Source organism: Asanoa sp. NPDC050611, assembly GCF_040654855.1.
Classification (GTDB): Bacteria; Actinomycetota; Actinomycetes; order Mycobacteriales; family Micromonosporaceae; genus Asanoa.
Window position 1 is genome coordinate 1 of the sequence record NZ_JBFAIU010000517.1, and the last position, 3694, is coordinate 3694.

Annotated in this window: 3 protein-coding genes and 1 pseudogene; 3 read left to right on the plus strand and 1 reads right to left on the minus strand. The window is 74.1% G+C overall.

The window, feature by feature from the left end; all coding sequences use genetic code 11:
• From AB0H87_RS39405 to AB0H87_RS39415, 3 genes are all read left to right on the plus strand, one after another.
• On the plus strand, positions 1–580 hold a 580-nt coding region (locus AB0H87_RS39405), incomplete at its 5' end, for an SDR family oxidoreductase (RefSeq protein ID WP_360158184.1).
• 5 nt (positions 581–585) lie between these two features.
• On the plus strand, positions 586–2469 hold the full coding sequence (locus AB0H87_RS39410; RefSeq protein WP_360158187.1) for a helix-turn-helix domain-containing protein: 1884 nt from the start codon (positions 586–588) through the stop codon (positions 2467–2469).
• Between the two features lie 14 nt (positions 2470–2483).
• Entirely contained in the window at positions 2484–3581 is a 1098-nt protein-coding gene (locus tag AB0H87_RS39415) for an epoxide hydrolase family protein (protein ID WP_360158190.1), read from the plus strand.
• Between the two features lie 41 nt (positions 3582–3622).
• Here the strand turns inward: AB0H87_RS39415 and AB0H87_RS39420 are convergent.
• A pseudogene (locus tag AB0H87_RS39420) lies at positions 3623–3694 on the minus strand (hypothetical protein); the annotation flags it as partial.

The window sequence follows — 3694 nt, forward strand, 5'->3', positions numbered from 1 at the left end:
GCACGACCTGACCGACCCGGACGCGGTCGAGCGGGTCGACGCCGCCGTGGACGTGCTGGTCAACAACGCGGGCTTCCAGCACGTCGCTCCCCTGCCGGAGTTCCCGCCGGACACCTTCGCGGCGCTGCAGCGGGTCATGGTCGAGGCGCCGTTCCGGCTGGTCCGGCGCGCGCTGCCGCACATGTACGCGCGGGGCTGGGGCCGGGTCGTCACGATCTCGTCGGTGCACGGCCTGCGCGCGTCCGCGTACAAGTCGGCCTATGTGACCGCGAAGCACGGCGTCGAGGGCCTGTCCAAGGTCATCGCGCTGGAGGGCGCGCCGCACGGGGTCACCGCGAACTGCATCAATCCCGGGTACGTGCGTACGCCGCTGGTCGAGGGACAGATCGCGGACCAGGCACGGACCCACGGCATCCCCGAGTCCGAGGTGCTGTCGACGATCCTGCTGGCCCGGTCGGCGCTCAAGCGCCTGGTCGAGCCGGCCGAGGTGGCGGAGCTGCTGGCGTACCTGTGCACGCCGGCGGCATCCTTCATCACCGGGGCCTCGATCGCCATGGACGGAGGGTGGACGGCAAGCTGAGTGCCATGACTGGAGAGTTTCTCGAACTGCTGGCGCGGGAGGCCGCGGCGGTCGAGTTCGAGGGTCCGCTGCTGGCCGCCCGGGCCGCCGGCCTGCCGCCGGACCAGGTGGCCGAGCTGGAGCGGGCGAAGGTGGCCGCGCTGCGGGTGCGTTCCCTGCTCGAGCGCCGGCGCCAGCGCGAGGTGGAGCTCTCCGGCCTGGTGGACACCGCGGCCGACCTCGCCGGCCTGCGCGACGTCGACGACGTGCTGCGGGCGATCGTGCACCGGGCCCGGACCCTGCTCGGCGCGGACGTGGCCTATCTGACGCTCAACGACGACGACCGCGGCGACATCTACATGCGGGTGACGGACGGCTCGGTGTCGGCCCGCTTCCAGCGGCTGCGGCTGCCCCTCGGCGCGGGCCTCGGCGGCCTGGTCGCGCAGACCGGGACGCCCTACGTGACCGCCGACTACCACGTCGACGAGCGGTTCCGGCACACCGGAGAGATCGATGCCGGCGTACGTGAGGAGGGGCTGGTCGCCATCCTCGGCGTACCCCTGCGGCTCGGCTCGTCGTCCCTGGGTGTGCTGTATGCCGCCAACCGCTCGGCGCGGCCGTTCGCCCGGGAGGAGGTGGCGCTGCTCGGCTCGCTGGCCGCGCACGCGGCGGTGGCGCTGGACACGGCGCGGCTGCTGACGGAGACGCGGGTGGCGCTGGCGGAGCTGTCGCTGGCGAACGAGACGATCCGGGCGCACAGCAGCTCGGTGGAGCGGGCGGCGTCGGCCCACGACCGGATGACGGCGCTAGTGCTGCGCGGCGGCGGCGTCGAGGACGTGGTGGCCGCCGTGACGGACGTCCTCGGGGGTGCGCTGCTGGCTCTGGACGCCGACGGCCGCGAGCTGGCCCGGGTGGGTGCGCTGGAGGAGCCGGACCGGACCTCCCTCGCCGAGGCGGTGGCGGCCTCCCGTGCCGAGCGGCGCTCGGTCCGGCGCGGTGACAGCTGGTATGCCGCGGTGGTCGCGGGCACCGAGGATCTCGGCGCGCTGGTGTTGCGGCCGACCGCTGAGCTGGTCGACGCGGACCAGCGGATCCTGGAGCGGGCGGCGCTGGTCACCGCGTTGCTCCTGTTGTTCCGGCGCACGGTGGCCGAGGCCGAGGGCCGGGTCCGCGGTGAGCTGCTGGACGAGCTGGTCTCGCGGCCGGTCCGCGACGCGGAGTCGCTGCGGTCGCGAGCCCGGCGGCTGGGCGTCGACCTGGACGCGCCGCAGGTGCTGGTCGCGGTCGGCGACGACACGGCGGGGCGGCAGCGGGTGCTGTCGTGGGCGACGTCGTACGCGCTGTCGCGCGGCGGTCTGGCGGCGGCCCGGGACGGCCGGGTGCTGCTGATGCTGCCCGGAACGGATCCCGGCGCGGCGGCGCGACTGGTCGCGAAGGACGCGGCGCGGGTGTCGGGGCGGCCGATGACCGCCGGCGCCGGCGGCCCGTCGTCCGGTCCCGCTTCCCTCGGCGCGGCGTTCGCGGAGGCGGACCGGTGCCTGTCGGCGCTGACCGCGCTGGGTCGCGTCGGCGAGGGCGCGGGGGCGGCGGAACTGGGCTTCGTGGGCTTGCTGCTGGGCACGACGGGCGCGGCGGGCTCGAACGAGGTGGGCCGCTTCATCGCGGCGGCGATCGGCCCGGTGGTGGACTACGACACGCGGCGGGGCACGGCCCTGGTCCGCACGCTGGAGGCCTACTTCGGCGTGGGCGGCGGCCTGGCGAAGGCGGCGGAACTGCTGCACGTGCACGTCAACACGGTCACGCAGCGCCTGGAGCGGGTGGGCCAGCTGATCGGCACGGACTGGCAACAGCCCGAACGGGCGCTGGAGGTCCAACTGGCACTGCGGCTGCACCGCCTGCGCAGCGGGTAGCGTCGGTCGGCGTGATCTCGCCGTTCCACCTGCACGTGCCTCAGGACTCGCTCGACGACCTGCACTCGCGCCTGGACCGCACCCGGTGGCCGGACGAGCTGCCCGGGGTCGGTTGGGCCTATGGCGTGCCCACCTCCTACCTGCGCGAGCTGGTGGCCCACTGGCGGCACGAATACGACTGGCGCGCCGCGGAAGCCCAGCTCAACGAGTGGCCGCAGTTCACGACGACGATCGACGGGGCCACCATCCATTTCGCCCACCTCCGCTCGGCGGTGCCGGACGCGCTGCCGCTGATCGTCACCCACGGCTGGCCGGGGTCGATCGCGGAGTTCACCCGGATCGCCGGGCCGCTGACCTCGGCCGGCTTCGACCTGGTGCTGCCGCACATCCCGGGTTTCGGCCTGTCGGGGCCGACGCGGTCGCCGGGGTGGGACCACCGCCGGGTGGCCGCGGCCTTCGCCGAGCTGATGCGGCGGCTGGGCTACCCGCGCTACGGCGCGCAGGGCGGCGACTGGGGCGCGGCGATCTCGCGCGAGCTGGGCCGCACCAACCCGGACGCGGTCGTCGGCGTGCACCTGAACCTGCTGCCGGGCGCGCACGCGACGACGGAGCCGGGCCCGTCCGCGACCTCGCGCGAGGTCGCGTCGTGGGAGCGCGCGCAGGTGTGGGCGCGGGAGCGCCAGGGTTACGCGGACATCCAGTCGACGCGGCCGCAGACGCTGGCGTACGGGCTGACCGACTCCCCCGTCGGCCAGCTGGCCTGGATCGCGGAGAAGTTCACGGAGTGGGCGGACCCGCGCTCCCCGATCGGGCGTGACCAGCTGCTGACGAACGTGATGCTCTACTGGCTGACCGGCACGGCGGGTTCGTCGGCCCGGATCTACTACGAACGCGCCCACGCGGCGCACGCGGCAGCGCCGGAGCCCTCGGCCACGCCGACCGCACTGGCGGTGTTCCCGCACGACAACTTCATCCCGCTGCGGCACATCGCCGAACGGACGAACAACATCGTGCGCTGGACGGAGTACGACCGCGGCGGCCACTTCCCGGCCATGGAACAACCGGACCTGCTGGTCACCGACATCCGCGAGTTCTTCCACCAGTTCCGCTGACCGCAGTTCCGCTGACCGCAGTTCCGCTGACCGCAGTTCCGCTGACCGCAGTTCCGCTGACCGCAGTTCCGCTGACCGCAGTTCCGCTGACCGCAGTTCCGCTGACGGCAGTT

Bases quoted from the DNA above. Each gene is read 5' to 3' on its own strand.
- AB0H87_RS39410 (WP_360158187.1), top strand. From the start codon at position 586: ATGACTGGAGAGTTTCTCGAACTGCTGGCGCGGGAGGCCGCGGCGGTC.